Genomic DNA, 16656 nt, shown 5'->3' on the forward strand with positions numbered 1-16656 from the left:
AACCGGCTGCTCACTGCAGTCGGTTTATATACTAAGGAACGGATGTTTCTTAGTATCAATGCGCGTACTTTTTTATTTGCGCAATTATATATTTTGACTCGAGTATTAGGGTTAAGCACTTATAGTACATAAACTTGTCACAGCGAATGCTTGCTGTAAAGAATTAGAAGGAGTGAAGGGTTTTGGCAATTGAAAAAGAGTATCCAATGACTAAAGAAGGAAAGTTAAAGCTTGAACAGGAACTGGAACAATTAAAAACGGTTAAACGTAAAGAAGTGGTGGAGAGAATTAAAATCGCCCGCAGTTTTGGGGACCTTTCCGAGAACTCGGAGTACGATTCCGCAAAAGAAGAGCAGGCATTCGTTGAAGGACGAATTACAACAATCGAAAACATGATCCGTAATGCTAAAATCATTGAAGGCAATGATTCGAATACAGATACAGTTTCACTTGGGAAGTCGGTAACATTCGTAGAACTTCCAAATGGTGACGAAGAAACATACTCCATCGTAGGGAGTGTTGAAGCGGACCCATTCGAAGGGAAAATTTCCAATGATTCTCCAATCGCGAAAAGCCTAATAGGGAAAAGGGTCGGCGACAAGGTATCGATCATGACACCTGGCGGCGAAATGAGCGTCAAGATTGTTTCCATCAGCTAAATACGGCTTAAGAGGGTGTCCATAGGGGCATCCTCTTTTTTATCGGAAAAATGAATTGATAAATTTGTTCATAATTGTTTAAAAATTAGCACCTCGTCAACAATGGTTACGAGGTGTATTTTATGAAAAAGAAACGAATGAGGTTGCTGGCTATTTTATTGACCACTTTCATGCTGATGCTCATAGGAAGGCTCGCCTACATCCAACTTGTATCGACAGAATCTTTTTCAAAGCATGATGTGAACCTAATAGAAGCAAGTGTGAATCAGCGTTCACAGATATTAAAGATTGATGATGGGCGTGGAAAGTTTTATGACAGAAATGGGGAACCACTTGCACATGAAGAGATCCCGACGCTCGTCCTATTTCCATTTTTGAAAAAAATGACATGGCCTATAGATGAAATTGCCTCGATAATAGGCAGATCGGAAACGGAGTTGAAACGGGCAATTGAACAAGCGGATGAACCATTTGTATTTGGCGGAGATGAACCGATAGAGTTGACGCCCAGCCAATCGAAGGCAATCAATCAATTGAAGATTCCCGGGGTCTTTGCCGTGAACGAGAAATTATATCACGATCAAACCCCTGCAGCGCAATTGATCGGCACGACGAATATATCAGATGCGGAAAAGAAAAAACGTTATCCCGACATGAATTTATCTCCTGAAACGAAAATCGGCAATACGGGACTGCAAAGGACCTTTGATGAGTTCTTGCTTTCCGCTGGGGAATCGAAGCTCGTTTTTCACGTGGATGCCAGCGGAGGCCCAATGTTCGGTGTCGATGTTAAATATGTGGAACCAGCGAATCCCCTCTACCCAGTCAAGGTCGTAACGACCATTGATAAAGAGATTCAGGAAAAAGCGGAGAAGCTCGTCGATGAACGCGGGATAAAAAAAGGCGGTCTCGTACTGATCGATATCGAAAAAAGTGAAATCGTTGCAATGGTATCACGCCCTGCGCTTAATATAAAAGATCCGAATGGCGAAGGGGCCGTCAATATGATGCTGACTCAAAAAACGCCAGGTTCCGTCTTTAAAACGGTCACGGCAGCAGCGGCCATCGATTATGAAGCGGCTAGTCCTACCAGGACATTTAATTGTAATTTAACGATTGACGGGAAAACGGATAAACAGAGGGAACTGGGCATGCTTAATTTTGAAAATAGCTTTGCCCAAAGCTGTAACAGGACGTTTGCCGAATTGTCACAGGAAATTTCTAAGAAGAATCCTGACTTTTTGGATAAATACGCAAAAATGCTAGGGTTGATTGGCGAAACGGGCTGGCAAGGGGATGTTTATCACACGGAAGTTACCCAGTTGCATCATGAACAAACCGGGAAGGTCTGGCATGATGACGGCTTAAAAAAGGACCCCAAAATGATTGCCAAAACAGCAATTGGCCAGCAGGATGTCCAGACGACACCGCTCGCTATAGCGAATATGATGGCAACGATTGCCCGCGGTGGCAAGAAGGAACAGGTCAAAGCCGTTTCTAGGGTCGAATTTAACAATAGTACGACCGTAGTCGATTTCCCCGATCAAAGTATTGGCGGTGAGACACTTTCCCCATATACAACGATGAAAATGCAGCACCTCCTGAGGAAGGTCGTAACGGAAGAAAAAGGGACGGGTGCTTCCTTGAGAGATTTGCCTGTGGAGGTAGCTGGCAAGTCTGGTACAGCTCAGACGAATATTGAAAAAGGGGAGCTCAATAAATGGTTTGCAGGCTACTTTCCATATAAAAATCCCAAATATGCTCTAGTTACCGTAAGTTTTGAAACGAAGGAAAACAGTTCCAGTATGACGCCTCTTTTTTCAGATATTGTAAAAGTCTTGTACTCCAAGGACCAGGACAATAGCGAGAATTGACGAAAGTGTAGGAAACCCTTCCCTTCTATCTCTAGCTAAATCATGTTAAAATGAGGCAGTAAGAAATGGTAAGGGAGGAATGGACCTTGGGCTCACGTTTTAATCAGAGAGATCAAAAAAGAAAAGTAAATAAAATATATAATATTGCAATCACCATCGTTTCCATTTTAATCGTCATTGTTGCTGTCACCATTTTCTTAAGTGATGGTGGCACTGAATCAAAAAAAGCCACGACTGAACAAAAACAAATCGCCCATAAACAGGGGAAAGTAGTGGACAAACCTGCTGGGAAAGAGGAAGAAACCGATTCAGGGAAGGAAGTGGCAGAAGAAGATAGTAAAGCAACAGAAGAAGATGGCAAAGCAACGGAGGAAGATACCGAAGAGAAGTCTGAAGATGGAACAGACCCAGAAAAAGCAGGGGATGCCAAACTTGTGGAAGTGGAAGGCAGCGGAGATGGCAATGTCGCGGCTACATATACGAGTGAGGGCTGGAAACCAGTTGGAACTGAGCAATCCGGGGAACACACTACAAGCTTCCAAAAAGGCTCAGTCGATTGGAATGAAATGAGTAAGGCCATTGCTCTTGGAGCCGGAATCGATGAAGGAAGCATGAGACTTTGGTGGCTTCAAAACGGCGGTTCGCCTAATACGGCGATCGGTACCGTTTCTGAGGGGAACAGTCCAAAAACCTTCCGGGTCCATATCGAATGGGTGGACGGATCAGGTTGGAAGCCTGTAAAAGTCGAAGAGCTGAAAACAAACGATAAAAGGTAATGGATAAAAAAATATTAACGAAAAACCCCCGAAAGGAATTCCACTTTTCGGGGGTTTTTTCATTGTGGTCACTTTTTTGCTTTAAAGTGTACGACTGCACTGTAAAAACGTCTGCCTTCCTCGCTTACATACATTTGGTGTGATACGGATTGAACCTGAAGCATGATCGCTTTATTGATTTCAATTTGTGATTGAATTTTTTCCTCGAGGTTTTTAATGCTTTCTGCCTCGAAAAATTCTATTTTATCTTCGAATAAGTTTAAGTCTAGTTGAAAACTCATGACTGTTCCCCTCCAACATTTAGATACTGTTAGTTTAACACCAATCTGAACTGAATGAATGGATTTGCCTAAAAAACAAGAACTGTTTTTGTGTTTATTTCATATTATGCTGATAGGTTTTATTATCTAATCATAGGGGCAGAGAAATTTATAGATTTATTTGAAGAATGGTCGAAATCGTATGATGATACGGTGGTGGACACGATAATGAGTATCAAGACGTTATTAAACATTTTGATAGGATATTGGAAAGTTCACCAATTAGGCTTATGGTCACGTGCTACAAGGCCTGCGTAGGTACAAGGAATCTATTGAACAGCGGAAGCCTTTCCGCCGATTATTCTATATTGCATAAACCTCATTAAACTGGTAGGATAACTTAGAAAGGTGTCCTGATATGACAGTCCTTCCTAATATCCATGAGTTGATTGGGGAGAAGACGGTGATTTGAAATCACGCATTTCCGGTTACTGAATGAAGTCCGTATCTTTGGCTAACTGGAATACTTTAATCCGGGAGGAAACCAAGGGGATATGGATGGCATTTTTACCAATCTATATGGATGAAACGAATTTTGATAAGATCCATTCGAAAAGCGATCGTGAAGCTTTTCTATATGGTGAAGGAATTGACGATTAAAGAAGGCCTGTTTGTCGGCAATTCTTTTGGGCATTTTCAGCGGCCATGAAGGATTCAGCCAAGGCTTCAAGTGGGGGCGAATATCGTTGTGATATTCCCGGATTCCAGTGAACGATACTTTAGAAAAAAATTTATCAGGGTGGTATATAAAATGGGCAGAGAATTTATAGATTTATTTGAGGAATGGTCGAAATCGTATGATGATACGGTTGGTGGACACGATATTGAGTATCAAGAGGTTTTTAAACATTATGATAGGATATTGGACAGCGTCACCAATCGGGTTCATGGCCATGTGCTTGAGTTTGGCGTAGGTACCGGGAATTTGACGGAAAGGCTTTTGAAGAAAGGCCTGAAGGTATCGGGAATCGAGCCATCACCTGCCATGAGGGAAATAGCGGTAAGCAAGTTGCAAGGGAAAACAGAAATTGTAGATGGCGATTTTATCGATTTTCCGAAGCCGGAACAGGTTGATTCGATCGTGAGTACGTACGCGTTTCATCATTTAACCGATGAAGAAAAAGAAAAAGCGATAGCCAGCTATGGAAAGTTACTGAATACTGGTGGTAAAATAGTGTTTGCGGATACGATGTATCAATCCAGGGAAGCGCATGAACAAGCGATTTCTGATGCAAGGCAGGCGGGCTTTCATAATTTGGCGAACGATTTGCAAACGGAATATTATACGACGATTCCTTTTTTGGAAAAAGCACTTGAAGCAAATGGATATAAAGTGAACTTCGAGCGCTGCAATCAATTTGTCTGGATTATGGAGGCGGAAAAATTATAGGAAGAGGTTTTTACTAATGAAAGTAGCCATAATCGGAGCAATGGAAGAAGAAGTTACAATTTTACGTGATAAATTGGAAGGTTTGGAGCAGGTGACCATTGCCGGTTCCGAGTTCAATACAGGCACACTGAATGGTATCGAGGTCATTTTGCTTAAATCGGGAATAGGTAAAGTGAATGCGGCAATGTCCACTACGATCCTTTTAGAAAAATTCAAACCGGATGCGGTCATCAATACTGGCTCTGCCGGCGGTTATCATACAGCACTGAATGTCGGGGATGTGGTCATATCCTCGGAAGTTCGCCATCATGATGTGGACGTGACGATTTTTGGATATGAGTACGGTCAAGTCCCTCAGCTGCCTGCAGCTTTCATCCCTGATGAAAAACTTCTTGCAATCGCAGAAGAAGCAGCTAAAGAAATAGAGAATATGCAAGTGGCGAAAGGGCTGATCGTGACGGGGGATTCTTTCATGAATGATCCTGACAGGGTTGAATTCGTCAGAGGGAAATTTTCCGATTTATACGCGGTGGAAATGGAAGCGGCAGCCATTGCACAGGTAGCCTTCCAATTCAAAACACCATTTGTCATCATTCGTTCCCTTTCGGATATCGCAGGTAAGGAGTCCAATATTTCCTTTGATAAATTCCTGGAAACGGCGGCTCTACATTCAGCGGCACTGATTTTGAAAATGGTTGAAAAAATGAAATGAATGATTAGTGATCAGCGGAAGTCTTTCCGCTGATTATTCTTTATTGCATAATTCTTATTAAATTGGTAGGATAACTATGAAAGGATGTCCGAATATGAAAGTCTTTAAAAACATTCATGAGTTGATCGGGGAAACGCCGATGATGGAAATAACCCATTTCCCGCTTCCAGATGAAGTCCGTATCTTTGCCAAACTGGAATACTTTAATCCGGGAGGCAGTGTGAAGGACCGGCTTGGTCAAGAACTTTTAGCCCAAGCGTTACAGACAGGGAAGGTGAAAAAGGGTGGGACAATCATTGAACCGACTGCCGGAAATACTGGGATTGGCTTGGCGTTGGCGGCAATAAACAGTGGAGTGGACGTGATATTTTGTGTTCCGGAGAAATTCAGTGCCGAGAAACAGGAATTGATGCGTGCCCTTGGGGCCAAAGTGATCCAGACCCCGACAGAGGAAGGAATGACAGGAGCGATTGCGAAGGCTAAGGAACTGCTGGCTGAAATTCCAGGATCTTATTGTCCCCAACAGTTTGCCAACCCATCCAATCCTGATGCCTATTATAAAACGCTGGGACCTGAAATATGGGAACAGATGGATGGCGATGTAGATGTGTTTGTTGCCGGAGCAGGAACGGGAGGGACATTCATGGGAACATCGCGATATTTAAAAGAAAAGAATGCAGCTTCTGTCAAAACGGTCATAGTCGAACCAGAAGGATCGATTTTAAACGGAGGCGAAGCAGGACCCCATAAAACCGAGGGGATAGGGATGGAATTTTTACCTGCTTATATGGATGAGACGTATTTTGATCAGATTCATACGATAAGTGATCGTGACGCTTTCCATATGGTGAAGGAATTGGCGATGAAAGAAGGCTTGCTTGTCGGCAGTTCTTCCGGCGCGGCATTTGCAGCGGCCATGAAAGAAGCGGCCAAGGCTGACCGGGGGACGAATATCGTCGTCGTATTTCCGGATTCCAGTGAACGATACTTAAGCAAAAAAATTTATCAGGGGGGTATATAAAATGAGAAAAAAAACACAATTGATCCATGGCGGCATTTTTGGTGATGAAAAAACAGGCGCGGTTTCGGTGCCGATTTATCAAGTGAGCACCTATAAGCAGGATGGTCCGGGGAATCATCGGGGATATGAATATTCCCGTACGGGCAACCCAACCCGCCATGCCCTCGAGGAATTGATCAAGGACCTCGAAGAAGGAGAAAGAGGATTCGCCTTCGGGTCAGGAATGGCAGCGATGACGGCGGTCATGATGCTGTTCAGTCAAGGTGATCATGTATTGATGACAGATGACGTTTATGGAGGGTCCTTCCGGGTCATCACGAAAGTTCTTAACCGCTTCGGGGTGGAAGCTACGTTCATCAATACGAGTGACATACACTCGATCGAAAAAGAGATCAGGGATAATACGAAGGCACTTTTCATTGAAACCCCGACGAACCCATTATTGAAGATCACTGATCTAGAGGCGGTATCAAAAATAGCTAAAGAAAACGGCATCCTCACCATTGTGGATAATACCTTCAGTACGCCATATTGGCAAAATCCACTTACACTTGGAGCCGATATCGTGCTTCATAGCGCTACGAAGTACCTGGGGGGACACAGCGATGTTGTAGCGGGCCTTGTCGTGGTGAATGATGAAAAACTTGGCAATGACCTTCATTTCATCCAGAACTCTACAGGGGGCGTGCTAGGGCCCCAAGATTCATGGTTGCTAATGCGTGGAATTAAAACGCTGGGAATTCGAATGGAAGAACATGAAAAAAATACATCTCGTATCGTCCGTTTCCTATCCGGGCATGAAGGCGTTTCGAAAATCTATTACCCAGGTCTTGAAAACCATCCAAACCATGATATTGCAAAAAAACAATCGCGTGGCTTCGGCGGTATGGTTTCATTCGATGTCGGCAGTGCCGAAAAAGCCGAATCGGTTTTGAGTAAAGTGAAATTCTTCACACTTGCTGAAAGTCTAGGGGCAGTGGAAAGCTTAATTTCGATTCCGGCCTTGATGACGCATGCCTCGATTCCGGCAGAGCGCCGTGCAGAGCTTGGAATAACAGATGGGTTGATTCGTATTTCAGTTGGTCTGGAAGACGTTGAAGACTTATTGGAAGACTTGGAACAAGCGCTAAAAGGATAAATCGGAAGAGGGACCGCTTCATAGCTTGCTGCCATTATTTACACCCTGTCATTTGGAATGAATATGGTAAAATGAGATATCGATATCTTATTAGCTTGAAAGAAGGTGGAATGGCATGAAAAACCGCAAAAAACAAACAGCTGCAGTGCTGCGTTCGAAAATGGTCGATTTTAAACAATTTGCGATCACCTTGCTATGTGTCGGCTCGTTCTTCTATTTAGGAACCATCCTTCCCACTGGCGACAAAGCGATGATTGACACATATGTCTATATGGGAGCGACAATCATGTTCCTTGGCATATCCATAGTATTTTTCCGATTATCCAAAAAATATAAAAAGACCCTGGCGGAAATGGATGACCAGGACTCTTTACAACAATAGAAGAAAACCTGATTCTTTCAAGAATCAGGTTTTTTTGTTTATCTTACGTTATTGCCTGTTATATGGGCAGATATATCCTACCCATTGCCTCATTTAAGTGATAATGGCTAAGAGAAAATAGGAAGAAAGAAAGAGATTTCAAAAAAATGGGCAAAAGCCGTTTACAAATATTGAATTTGTGGATATACTTACCAGGTAATATAAAATATTCCAAAGGGAGGTCGAGTAAAATGAAATTGTATTTATATGGAATCGTCACAAATCAGATTAGCCGGTCCGTTTCAAATAACAATCACATACCATTCGACCTGTGCCAAGCGGAATATTTCTAAAGCAATTTGGCTTTATTAATCATTCAGACATAGCGGCCGCAGGGAGAAGTGTTTTATCCTGCGGCCTTTTTATATTTAAAAAATCCCGCAGGAGGACGTAACTTTCTGCGGCCTTTTTATGCCTTTTTGTTGGGCCGCTCCCTTAAAGGAGGTGATATTATGACACTGAATATGCTTTTCTTCACCATCACGATTAAATTGAAAAAAATGACTGCCGAGGAATGTTTGCAACAGGAGAGAATCCACAAGATCCGAGAAGAACATCTAGATAAAGCGCTGAAGCATCGTCCTTTTTTCTAAAGAGATATGAGGTTGGTATTCCATTAATGATTTTTAAGAAAGGTGGGAGGGTAATATGGATAAATTGGTAAATGCAAAAGGAGAGAAGCGTTGCTATTGGCAGGAGAAGGATACCGGCTAACGGCTTTGCCGACGTTTCACAGTATAGACATGGTTTGTATAAAAAAATGTTCACCTAAACAGCGGAAAAGGATGTTGGAAACATGATGAATCGAGGTGAGGAGTGATTCATCATGTTCTCAATGTGGATGACGCTAATTAACACTGAGGTCATCGGAACTGAGATATCCGTCAATGTCTCCGTTGAGCCTATCAGCCGCTGAAATGAATATGTAAAAGGGGAAACTCGGCACTCTGGCCGAGTTTTTTTCTTTGTTTGCATCAGCAGCACGGACCTGGTCCGCCATAACCAAACCCACATCCCGGGAACCACCAAAACCCGAAAATGAGCAATAAAATCAAGAGGACAATAAACAGGCCATAACTATACAAGTAATCGAATCCTTCATTACAAGGTGCAGGAGGCGGATAACCATAGCTGTACCCGTATGGTCCCAAATTATATCCCATCCTAAAACCCCCCCTTTCCTTAAAAATTCACTTTCATTATATGTACGTTTGTATTCGTCCGTTTGGGAATTCATCCATTCTGGTTTGAACATTTAATACTTTCATGATTTCTTTCAGTGGGACAGACACGTACAAGCCCACCGTTGCATAGGTATGAATAGGGAACCAAAGAAACGGGGGATGAAACCAATGCCCGGAATACTTACAGCTGTCGGCTATATTATCAAAGAATTTTACTTATTAGTTTCCTATGTCAAAAACAACGCTTTTCCCCAGCCCTTGTCATCTCAGGATGAAAAGAAATATCTGAAGCTTATGAGTGAGGGAGATGGTGATGCCCGTAACATCCTGATCGAGCATAATCTCAGACTTGTTGCCCATATCGTCAAGAAATTCGAGAATACGGGCGAAGATACAGAGGATTTGATTTCAATAGGAACAATTGGTTTGATAAAGGCCATTGAGAGTTATTCGGATGGGAAGGGTACGAAGCTGGCCACATATGCGGCGCGATGCATTGAGAATGAGATCTTGATGCATTTACGAGCGACTAAGAAAACGAAAAAAGATATTTCCCTGCATGATCCAATCGGTCAGGATAAAGAAGGAAATGAAATCAGTTTAATTGATGTACTGAAATCGGAATCGGAAGATGTCATTGATACGATTCAGCTTAATATGGAAATTGAAAAAGTGAAAAAGTATATTGATATTTTGGATGAACGGGAAAAGGAAGTCATTGTAGGCAGGTTCGGACTGGATTTAAAAAAGGAAAAAACCCAGCGTGAAATCGCTAAAGAGCTTGGCATTTCCCGCAGTTATGTATCAAGGATCGAAAAGCGTGCCTTGATGAAGATGTTTCACGAATTTTACAGGGCAGAAAAAGAGAAGGAAAAGAAAGCAAAAGGATAGGAATGCTAAAATTCAAAAGAGTGCGGGGGAATTCCCCCGCACTCTATTTTTTAATATTTATTTCTGATCAAATCTGCAAAAGCATTATAAATCTCGATCCCCTGAAAAAGGAACATGCGTGAAGCGGTTAAAGAAAATACCCCTATCATTATTAGTCTGAACCACATATAAATCACTCCTCGATTTTATTTTTTTTATAAAATGTCAGAGTGTGTGGCAACGTAATTCGCCTGAAAAAAAACTGGACCGAGATATCGTCGGCGAAGATTTGAATGAAAATAAAGGAAACTTAAAATGGAAAATTCAAAAATGATAATAATGATAATGGACTGCCAGGAACTAAGGAAAGGGACGAAAGGCAGTTTCTTGTCGGCCTTTTCCCAGTGATGAACATCAATGTGCTCTTCAAGGGTTAGCTGCTGTCCGTGATGATGGAACTGTATCGGCAGTGTCCATAGAATTAGGACGACAGCAGACAAGTGGATAAAGAATTTCATACAATCAACCACCCCTTTCCGAAGAATATATTCATCATATCATGCTTTTATTGTGGGATAAACAAAAATGTTCTAAAGTATACTGAAAATTCTTTTTAATTAGAAAAATATTGAATAAAGCTCTATAATAGGCTTATTGATAAAAAGGGGGCAATGCAGTATGGGATATGCTTTGACGTGGGATTTGGATATCTTTTTTAAAGGGGGAAGCTCTTCTAAGGAGTTCCTGCTTTTCTTAAATGAAATTAACGAAGAGGTACAGGAATTGGACCGGCTTGTTAGCAATATCAATCCAGAAGGAAACGATGATGGAAGTTTAATTCAGGCATTTGATTTTTTTAAAAATACAAATATGAAATCGTCTCAGGCCGGTGCTTTCATCGGATGCCTGGAAGCTCAAAATGCGCAGGATAAAAAGGCAGGTCAGCTGCGGATCAAACAAATGAAGATAGTCGCTTCACTAAAAATGGTGTTAAGTAAGCTGGATGAAAAGTTGATACAGCTTGATGAAGCGTTTTTTAAAGAAATCCTTGAAAAAGAACCATTGAATGAATTGAAATTCGTATTGGACGAACGTCGAGAACGGGCAAAGGAAAAGCTTTCAGTTAAGGAAGAATCATTAATCACTCAATTGTCCATGGACGGTTTCGAAGGCTGGAGCCAAATGTATGATACGATCGTTAGTTCAATGACTATCCCCCATAAGGGTGAAAATCTTTCTGTAGGCCAAGCGGCGAATAAATTTTCGGATCCTGATGGAAAGGCACGGAAAGAATTATTTACTGCTTGGGAACAAGCTTGGGGAGGGAAAAGTGACCTTTTTGCCCGGACTTTGAACCACTTAGCAGGATTTCGTCTCAGTGTGAATGATAAAAGGGGCTGGGATGATATTTTGAAGGAGCCTCTGGAAATAGGGAGGATGAAAAAAGAAACCCTCGAAAGCATGTGGAATGTAATTGCCGATCATAAGGAGCCGCTTGTGCGATTTTTGCAAAGGAAGGCAGAGTTACTTGATTTGGATAAATTAAGTTGGGCGGATTTGGATGCACCGCTCGCTGTTACAGCAGAGTCCAAAGTAATGGATTATCAAGAAGGTGCAGACTTCATCATACAGCAATTCTCTAAATTCGGCTCTCAATTAGCAAACTTCACCCAAAAAGCTTTTGAGGACAGCTGGATTGAAGCGGAGGACAGACCAGGTAAGAGGCCAGGCGGTTTTTGCACGGGCTTTCCACTAAATAAGCAGTCAAGAATTTTCATGACGTACTCGGGTACCCCTTCAAATGTATCGACATTGGCCCATGAATTGGGGCATGCGTTCCATTCTTATGCGATGAGGGAAATCCATCCATTGAACCGATCATATGCAATGAACGTGGCTGAAACCGCCTCTACTTTTGCTGAAATGGTCGTATCGGATGCAGCTGTGAAGGAAGCGGCCAGTGAGGAAGAAAAGCTGGTTCTTTTAGAAGATAAAATTCAGCGTTCCGTAACATTATTGATGAATGTCCATGCCCGTTTCTTATTCGAGACAAGATTTTATGATGAGAGGAAACAAGGATATGTCAGTGCCGAACGATTGAATGAACTGATGGTTGATGCACAAAAAGAAGCTTATGGTGATGCATTAAGTGATTATAATCCAACGTTCTGGGCTTCAAAGCTTCATTTCTATATTACAGGTGTACCATTTTATAATTTTCCGTATACATTCGGCTACTTATTCTCATTAGGCATTTACGCGAATGCCCTGAAAGAACCGGCAGGATTTGAAGAAAAATATATCGCCCTATTAAAGGATACTGGTTCGATGAAGGTCGAGGATTTGGCAGACAAACATTTAGGCGTCGATTTGACGACCCGGGATTTTTGGGAAGAAGCGGTTAATGCCTGTATGAAGGATGTAGAAGAATTCATGCGTTTGACCGATCCGCTTGTCCGAAAGGCATAAATAAGTTTAAGGTGAATATGAACGAAAAAAAGCGGATGTCCGAGTTAAGGACATCCGCTTTCTTATTTAAACTTTCTTTAGTTTAAATGGACTGACCATGAGTAATGATAATATAATCATGAGGGATAAGAAAAAGACCGGATGAAAATACGGGATAGCGAGAAAACTTAAGGTAGCGATGCAGCCTGCAACTGTAATGGGAACTCCTGTAAAATATCCATTGCTTTCACTTATATTGAAGCGGGCGAGGCGAAATGCGCCACAGCCAATATAGAAAACCGTGAATAGTGTGCCAGGTGCCCCGAATTCTATTAATATTCCTTGGTATAATAATAGGGCTGGTGCGACGCCAAAAGAAATGATGTCACACATGGAATCAAGTTGCTTACCCAATTCCGATTCAATGTTAAACTTTCGTGCAACCATACCGTCAAAGCGATCTGCAAGGGCAGCCAAGAAGATTAAAAGCAGGCTTAAATTCAATTGGCCATGCATCACGGCAATTATCGCAAATCCACCAAGGGATAAATTAATTAAAGTAAGTATATTTGCTGTTTGTGCTTTCACTTTTTTAATGGTTTGATCTAGGGCGTGTAATAAAAACATCTTTTCACTCCTTTCAAATGAAACAAAATAAAACAAAATATAATAAACATAAGTATTTATTATATAATAATATTTTATTTAACACAATTTATGCAAGTAATTTTTGAATAATTTTACAATTTGGAGTGGTTTTATTTGTATCAGTCTTTGTATCGCATTCTTATTGAACTGACGAATGGTCGGTATTCATCAGGTTTATTAAAGCATTTTAGCCAATCTCGTTGGAGCAGGCCCTTGATTTTACTATATGTAAAAACTTTCAACCTTAATCAACAAGAATTTGGTAAGGATTTAAAAGGGTATACGAATCTTCATGAGCTATTTACAAGGCGGTTAAAGGCGGACGCCAGGCCTATTACGGCAGCTCCTTCTGCAGTGGCTTCTCCCGTCGACGGTGTACTCGAGGATTCAGGGGAGATACGCGCTGATAAAAAGATCGTCGTTAAGGGAAAGGTGTATTCAATGGAGGAGATGCTCGGGGATGAGCTTTTTTTGGAAAAGTACATAGGCGGCAAATATCTCGTGTTATACTTAAGCCCGAGTCATTACCACAGGATCCATGCACCAATCAAGGGCTCCGTGGTCAAACGCTGGACTCTTGGAAGGAAATCGTACCCCGTTAATAAATGGGGAATGAAATATGGAAAAGAGCCTTTGGCAAAAAATTATCGTACAATAACTGAACTTCAAAATGAAGCGGGAAGTCTGGCAATGGTGAAAGTTGGAGCCATGTTCATAAATTCGATCGTCATTACTGATGAATCGGATGAATTGGAAAAAGGACAGGAATTTTCTTATTTCAGCTTTGGGTCGACAGTGGTCCTTCTTTTTGAAAAAGGCAGTTTTGAACTTGAAGGAAACATAACCATCCCCGCTGATGTCCGTGTCGGTGAAACAATCGGATTCATGAGACCCGTCTAACTTCAAATGAAAAATAAGAAGGCTGACATTTGATGTCAGCCTATGTATTTCATATTAGAATATTGATCGGATTTTATGTGTTAAGGATCTTCGATGAATTTCCGTTTCTATGAGGCGGATGAAATCGGTACTTAACTTTAAATTCTGCGCTTTAAAATAGGATTCCAGCAACAGGTCATCAGATAGTTTTTGCATCAGAACGCCATATACGGCTGCTCACCTCCAGTAGGGATTGCGAGGAATAATTTGGTGTTTACTTGCATATATTGATAAGTCTTCCTTGATGTACCCCTACTGTATCAGAAATAAACTTGGAGAACAATCGTTCTGTTATCCACAGTTAAAAGTGGATAACCTGTGGTTAAGTTGTTTACAAGGTGAACGAAATGATGCACATCAGTATGGATAATGTTAGTAAAGTTATCCACAGGTTGGATATATGAAATTTTTGTCGAAATCTTTTAGGAATAATTAGTTCTTTGGGTCTGGTTTACCTGCTAATTTCCCATTCTTTAATAAAAAATGCCTTTCCATATTAGAAAACATACATTATGATGTTTTTTTACCGTCAGACCTTCTTTCCTAATTTTTTTTGAAAGTGAGCCGAAAATTCGATATGATGGAGACGGTAAATTTTAACGAAAATATAGAGGTGCCAATATGCTTAAATTATTTTTGCCGAGTGAACATGTTAAAAGCATTTTTAATATAGATCCTCAAGAATTGAAAAAAAGAGGGATAAAGGGAGTCATTACCGATTTGGATAATACTCTCGTTGAATGGGACAGGCCAACAGCCACCCCCGATTTAATCAAATGGTTCGACAATATGCGGGATCATGGGATTTTAGTGACGATTGTGTCCAATAATAATGAAAAACGGGTTCGGTCTTTTTCCGATCCGCTTCACATTCCGTTTATCTTCCAGGCCAGAAAACCGATGGCAAGAGCTTTCCATAAAGCCCGTAAGACGATGGGATTGAAGTTAGAAGAAACGGTGGTAATCGGCGATCAATTATTGACGGATGTATTGGGAGGGAACAGAGGCGGGTTCCATACGATCTTAGTGGTCCCTGTTGCGCAGACCGACGAATTCAGAACGAAGATCAATCGTTATTTTGAAAGAAAGATCATGGCATTTTTTAAACGAAAAGGAATGATAGAATGGGAGGATCACAATTGAACAATCATCAAGAATTAGTGTGCATCGGCTGTGGTGTGAAGGTCCAGACGGAAGATCCGAAGGAGTTGGGCTTTGCCCCTAAATCAGCCCTGGAAAAAGAGAGCATCGTATGTCAGCGCTGCTTTAAATTGAAACATTATAACGAAGTTCAGGATGTATCCTTAACTGACGATGACTTCTTGAAAATCTTGAATAAAGTAGGCGAAACCGATTCTTTAATCGTCAAAATCGTCGATATTTTTGATTTCAATGGAAGCTGGCTTCCGGGCCTGCATCGATTTGTCGGAAGAAATGATGTTCTTTTGATCGGTAATAAGGTCGACTTATTGCCTAAATCAGTAAAACCGAACAAGTTGATCAATTGGATGAAGCAATCGTCCAAGGAATTGGGGCTTAACCCGATTGATGTCCTGCTTGTCAGTGCGGAAAAGGGAAAACACATCCTTGAAGCGGCTGATGCGATTGAGCGGTATCGCAAAGGAAAGGATGTCTATGTCGTGGGCTGTACGAATGTAGGTAAATCGACTTTCATCAACCGTCTTATAAAAGAAGTGAGTGGTGAAGGTGATATCATCACGACATCCCACTTCCCAGGCACAACCCTGGATATGATCGAAATTCCTTTGGATGATGGACAGGCTTTGATTGATACACCAGGTATCATTAATCATCATCAAATGGCTCATTATGTGGACAAACGGGACTTCAAGGTGATTATGCCGAAGAAGGAAATCAAGCCGAGAGTGTACCAACTGAATGAAGGGCAGACGCTATTTTTCGGTGGATTGGCCCGGTTGGACTATGTCTCAGGCGGAAGGCGTTCACTCACTTGCTACCTTTCGAATGAATTGAATATCCACCGTACGAAATTGGAAAATGCCGATGAATTGTATAAAAACCATGCCGGGGAATTATTGACGCCCCCACGCCCTGAACAAATCGAGGAGTTTCCGAAGCTGATTCCACATGAATTCTCCTTGAAAGATGGTAAAATGGATATTGTGTTTTCTGGACTTGGCTGGGTTACGGTCAATGAGCCAGGAGCGAAAATCGTTGCACATGTCCCTAAGGGTGTCAATGTGATCGTTCGTAAATCATTAATCTAAATATAGG

19 protein-coding genes are annotated in these 16656 nt (G+C 41.6%); 14 read left to right on the forward strand and 5 right to left on the reverse strand.

From position 1 onward, the window contains the following. Positions 1 to 182 precede the first annotated feature (182 nt). From greA to ACFX4X_RS02875, 3 genes are all read left to right on the forward strand, one after another. Positions 183 to 659, forward strand: coding sequence for a transcription elongation factor GreA (gene greA / locus ACFX4X_RS02865; RefSeq protein WP_056528546.1), 477 nt, complete (start codon positions 183 to 185; stop codon positions 657 to 659). A gap of 122 nt (positions 660 to 781) precedes the next feature. Then, positions 782 to 2533, forward strand: a complete 1752-nt coding sequence (locus ACFX4X_RS02870; RefSeq protein WP_284470183.1) for a peptidoglycan D,D-transpeptidase FtsI family protein — start codon at positions 782 to 784, stop codon at positions 2531 to 2533. An 86-nt stretch (positions 2534 to 2619) separates the two neighbouring features. Further along, positions 2620 to 3309, forward strand: coding sequence for a YrrS family protein (locus ACFX4X_RS02875; RefSeq protein ID WP_284470184.1), 690 nt, complete (start codon positions 2620 to 2622; stop codon positions 3307 to 3309). 68 nt (positions 3310 to 3377) lie between these two features. Here ACFX4X_RS02875 and ACFX4X_RS02880 read toward each other — a convergent pair whose 3' ends face one another. Further along, positions 3378 to 3590, reverse strand: a complete 213-nt coding sequence (locus tag ACFX4X_RS02880) for a DUF2536 family protein (RefSeq protein WP_061464144.1) — start codon at positions 3588 to 3590, stop codon at positions 3378 to 3380. Positions 3591 to 4380: 790 nt separating this feature from the next. On the opposite strand from ACFX4X_RS02880, the gene ACFX4X_RS02885 reads away from it, so the two are divergent. The 6 genes from ACFX4X_RS02885 (at position 4381) to ACFX4X_RS02910 (ending at position 8904) form a co-directional block, all read left to right on the forward strand. Further along, on the forward strand, positions 4381 to 5019 hold the full coding sequence (locus ACFX4X_RS02885) for a class I SAM-dependent DNA methyltransferase (RefSeq protein ID WP_061464143.1): 639 nt from the start codon (positions 4381 to 4383) through the stop codon (positions 5017 to 5019). A gap of 16 nt (positions 5020 to 5035) precedes the next feature. Then, the gene (mtnN, locus tag ACFX4X_RS02890; protein ID WP_061464142.1) at positions 5036 to 5731 is read left to right on the forward strand and encodes a 5'-methylthioadenosine/S-adenosylhomocysteine nucleosidase; all 696 of its coding nucleotides are present in this window, start codon (positions 5036 to 5038) and stop codon (positions 5729 to 5731) included. A 94-nt stretch (positions 5732 to 5825) separates the two neighbouring features. Further along, complete coding sequence (locus ACFX4X_RS02895) at positions 5826 to 6752, forward strand: PLP-dependent cysteine synthase family protein (RefSeq protein WP_377381420.1); 927 nt, start codon at positions 5826 to 5828, stop codon at positions 6750 to 6752. A gap of 1 nt (position 6753) precedes the next feature. After that, positions 6754 to 7890: a bifunctional cystathionine gamma-lyase/homocysteine desulfhydrase gene (locus ACFX4X_RS02900; protein ID WP_089361565.1), complete on the forward strand. Its 1137-nt coding sequence runs from the start codon at positions 6754 to 6756 to the stop codon at positions 7888 to 7890. Positions 7891 to 8005: 115 nt separating this feature from the next. Then, positions 8006 to 8272 (forward strand): YrhC family protein, encoded by a 267-nt coding sequence (locus ACFX4X_RS02905; protein ID WP_377381424.1) that lies wholly within the window; start codon positions 8006 to 8008, stop codon positions 8270 to 8272. A gap of 491 nt (positions 8273 to 8763) precedes the next feature. Beyond that, complete coding sequence (locus tag ACFX4X_RS02910; protein ID WP_081108862.1) at positions 8764 to 8904, forward strand: YrzI family small protein; 141 nt, start codon at positions 8764 to 8766, stop codon at positions 8902 to 8904. Positions 8905 to 9285: 381 nt separating this feature from the next. Here ACFX4X_RS02910 and ACFX4X_RS02915 read toward each other — a convergent pair whose 3' ends face one another. After that, positions 9286 to 9474 carry a hypothetical protein gene (locus ACFX4X_RS02915; RefSeq protein WP_377381427.1) on the reverse strand — a complete coding sequence of 63 codons (189 nt, stop codon included), beginning with the start codon at positions 9472 to 9474 and terminating at the stop codon, positions 9286 to 9288. Positions 9475 to 9663: 189 nt separating this feature from the next. Between ACFX4X_RS02915 and sigK the strand changes: the two genes are divergently transcribed. Continuing rightward, positions 9664 to 10386 carry an RNA polymerase sporulation sigma factor SigK gene (gene sigK / locus ACFX4X_RS02920; RefSeq protein ID WP_061464138.1) on the forward strand — a complete coding sequence of 241 codons (723 nt, stop codon included), beginning with the start codon at positions 9664 to 9666 and terminating at the stop codon, positions 10384 to 10386. A 194-nt stretch (positions 10387 to 10580) separates the two neighbouring features. Here sigK and ACFX4X_RS02925 read toward each other — a convergent pair whose 3' ends face one another. Then, positions 10581 to 10883 carry a hypothetical protein gene (locus ACFX4X_RS02925; RefSeq protein WP_377381431.1) on the reverse strand — a complete coding sequence of 101 codons (303 nt, stop codon included), beginning with the start codon at positions 10881 to 10883 and terminating at the stop codon, positions 10581 to 10583. Positions 10884 to 11043: 160 nt separating this feature from the next. Between ACFX4X_RS02925 and ACFX4X_RS02930 the strand changes: the two genes are divergently transcribed. Continuing rightward, positions 11044 to 12834, forward strand: coding sequence for a M3 family oligoendopeptidase (locus ACFX4X_RS02930; protein WP_377381434.1), 1791 nt, complete (start codon positions 11044 to 11046; stop codon positions 12832 to 12834). Positions 12835 to 12900: 66 nt separating this feature from the next. Here the strand turns inward: ACFX4X_RS02930 and pssA are convergent, their stop codons facing one another. Next, on the reverse strand, positions 12901 to 13440 hold the full coding sequence (pssA, locus tag ACFX4X_RS02935) for a CDP-diacylglycerol--serine O-phosphatidyltransferase (RefSeq protein ID WP_061464135.1): 540 nt from the start codon (positions 13438 to 13440) through the stop codon (positions 12901 to 12903). 135 nt (positions 13441 to 13575) lie between these two features. Between pssA and ACFX4X_RS02940 the strand changes: the two genes are divergently transcribed. Next, positions 13576 to 14361: a phosphatidylserine decarboxylase gene (locus ACFX4X_RS02940; protein WP_377381437.1), complete on the forward strand. Its 786-nt coding sequence runs from the start codon at positions 13576 to 13578 to the stop codon at positions 14359 to 14361. A 54-nt stretch (positions 14362 to 14415) separates the two neighbouring features. On the opposite strand, the gene ACFX4X_RS02945 is transcribed toward ACFX4X_RS02940, so the two are convergent. After that, positions 14416 to 14556 carry a sporulation histidine kinase inhibitor Sda gene (locus ACFX4X_RS02945; RefSeq protein WP_034311351.1) on the reverse strand — a complete coding sequence of 47 codons (141 nt, stop codon included), beginning with the start codon at positions 14554 to 14556 and terminating at the stop codon, positions 14416 to 14418. A 465-nt stretch (positions 14557 to 15021) separates the two neighbouring features. Here ACFX4X_RS02945 and ACFX4X_RS02950 point away from each other — a divergent pair, with 465 nt between their 5' ends. Both ACFX4X_RS02950 and yqeH read left to right on the forward strand, forming a co-directional pair. Then, positions 15022 to 15543: a YqeG family HAD IIIA-type phosphatase gene (locus ACFX4X_RS02950; protein WP_061464133.1), complete on the forward strand. Its 522-nt coding sequence runs from the start codon at positions 15022 to 15024 to the stop codon at positions 15541 to 15543. After that, on the forward strand, positions 15540 to 16649 hold the full coding sequence (gene yqeH, locus ACFX4X_RS02955; protein ID WP_375166213.1) for a ribosome biogenesis GTPase YqeH: 1110 nt from the start codon (positions 15540 to 15542) through the stop codon (positions 16647 to 16649). Before ACFX4X_RS02950 ends, yqeH begins: the two co-directional genes overlap by 4 nt. The last annotated feature ends 7 nt before the right edge of the window (positions 16650 to 16656 follow it).

The sequence above is a fragment of the Peribacillus sp. YIM B13481 genome, assembly GCF_042787985.1.
Classification (GTDB): Bacteria; Bacillota; Bacilli; order Bacillales; family DSM-1321; genus Peribacillus; species Peribacillus simplex_A.

Bases quoted from the DNA above. Each gene is read 5' to 3' on its own strand.
- ACFX4X_RS02930 (WP_377381434.1), top strand. From the start codon at position 11,044: ATGGGATATGCTTTGACGTGGGATTTGGATATCTTTTTTAAAGGGGGA.
- ACFX4X_RS02880 (WP_061464144.1), bottom strand. From the start codon at position 3,590: ATGAGTTTTCAACTAGACTTAAACTTATTCGAAGATAAAATAGAATTT.
- ACFX4X_RS02950 (WP_061464133.1), top strand. From the start codon at position 15,022: ATGCTTAAATTATTTTTGCCGAGTGAACATGTTAAAAGCATTTTTAAT.
- sigK (WP_061464138.1), top strand. From the start codon at position 9,664: ATGCCCGGAATACTTACAGCTGTCGGCTATATTATCAAAGAATTTTAC.
- ACFX4X_RS02910 (WP_081108862.1), top strand. From the start codon at position 8,764: ATGACACTGAATATGCTTTTCTTCACCATCACGATTAAATTGAAAAAA.
- ACFX4X_RS02885 (WP_061464143.1), top strand. From the start codon at position 4,381: ATGGGCAGAGAATTTATAGATTTATTTGAGGAATGGTCGAAATCGTAT.
- ACFX4X_RS02895 (WP_377381420.1), top strand. From the start codon at position 5,826: ATGAAAGTCTTTAAAAACATTCATGAGTTGATCGGGGAAACGCCGATG.
- ACFX4X_RS02905 (WP_377381424.1), top strand. From the start codon at position 8,006: ATGAAAAACCGCAAAAAACAAACAGCTGCAGTGCTGCGTTCGAAAATG.
- ACFX4X_RS02915 (WP_377381427.1), bottom strand. From the start codon at position 9,474: ATGGGATATAATTTGGGACCATACGGGTACAGCTATGGTTATCCGCCT.
- ACFX4X_RS02870 (WP_284470183.1), top strand. From the start codon at position 782: ATGAAAAAGAAACGAATGAGGTTGCTGGCTATTTTATTGACCACTTTC.
- ACFX4X_RS02945 (WP_034311351.1), bottom strand. From the start codon at position 14,556: ATGCAAAAACTATCTGATGACCTGTTGCTGGAATCCTATTTTAAAGCG.
- mtnN (WP_061464142.1), top strand. From the start codon at position 5,036: ATGAAAGTAGCCATAATCGGAGCAATGGAAGAAGAAGTTACAATTTTA.
- ACFX4X_RS02900 (WP_089361565.1), top strand. From the start codon at position 6,754: ATGAGAAAAAAAACACAATTGATCCATGGCGGCATTTTTGGTGATGAA.
- ACFX4X_RS02925 (WP_377381431.1), bottom strand. From the start codon at position 10,883: ATGAAATTCTTTATCCACTTGTCTGCTGTCGTCCTAATTCTATGGACA.
- pssA (WP_061464135.1), bottom strand. From the start codon at position 13,440: ATGTTTTTATTACACGCCCTAGATCAAACCATTAAAAAAGTGAAAGCA.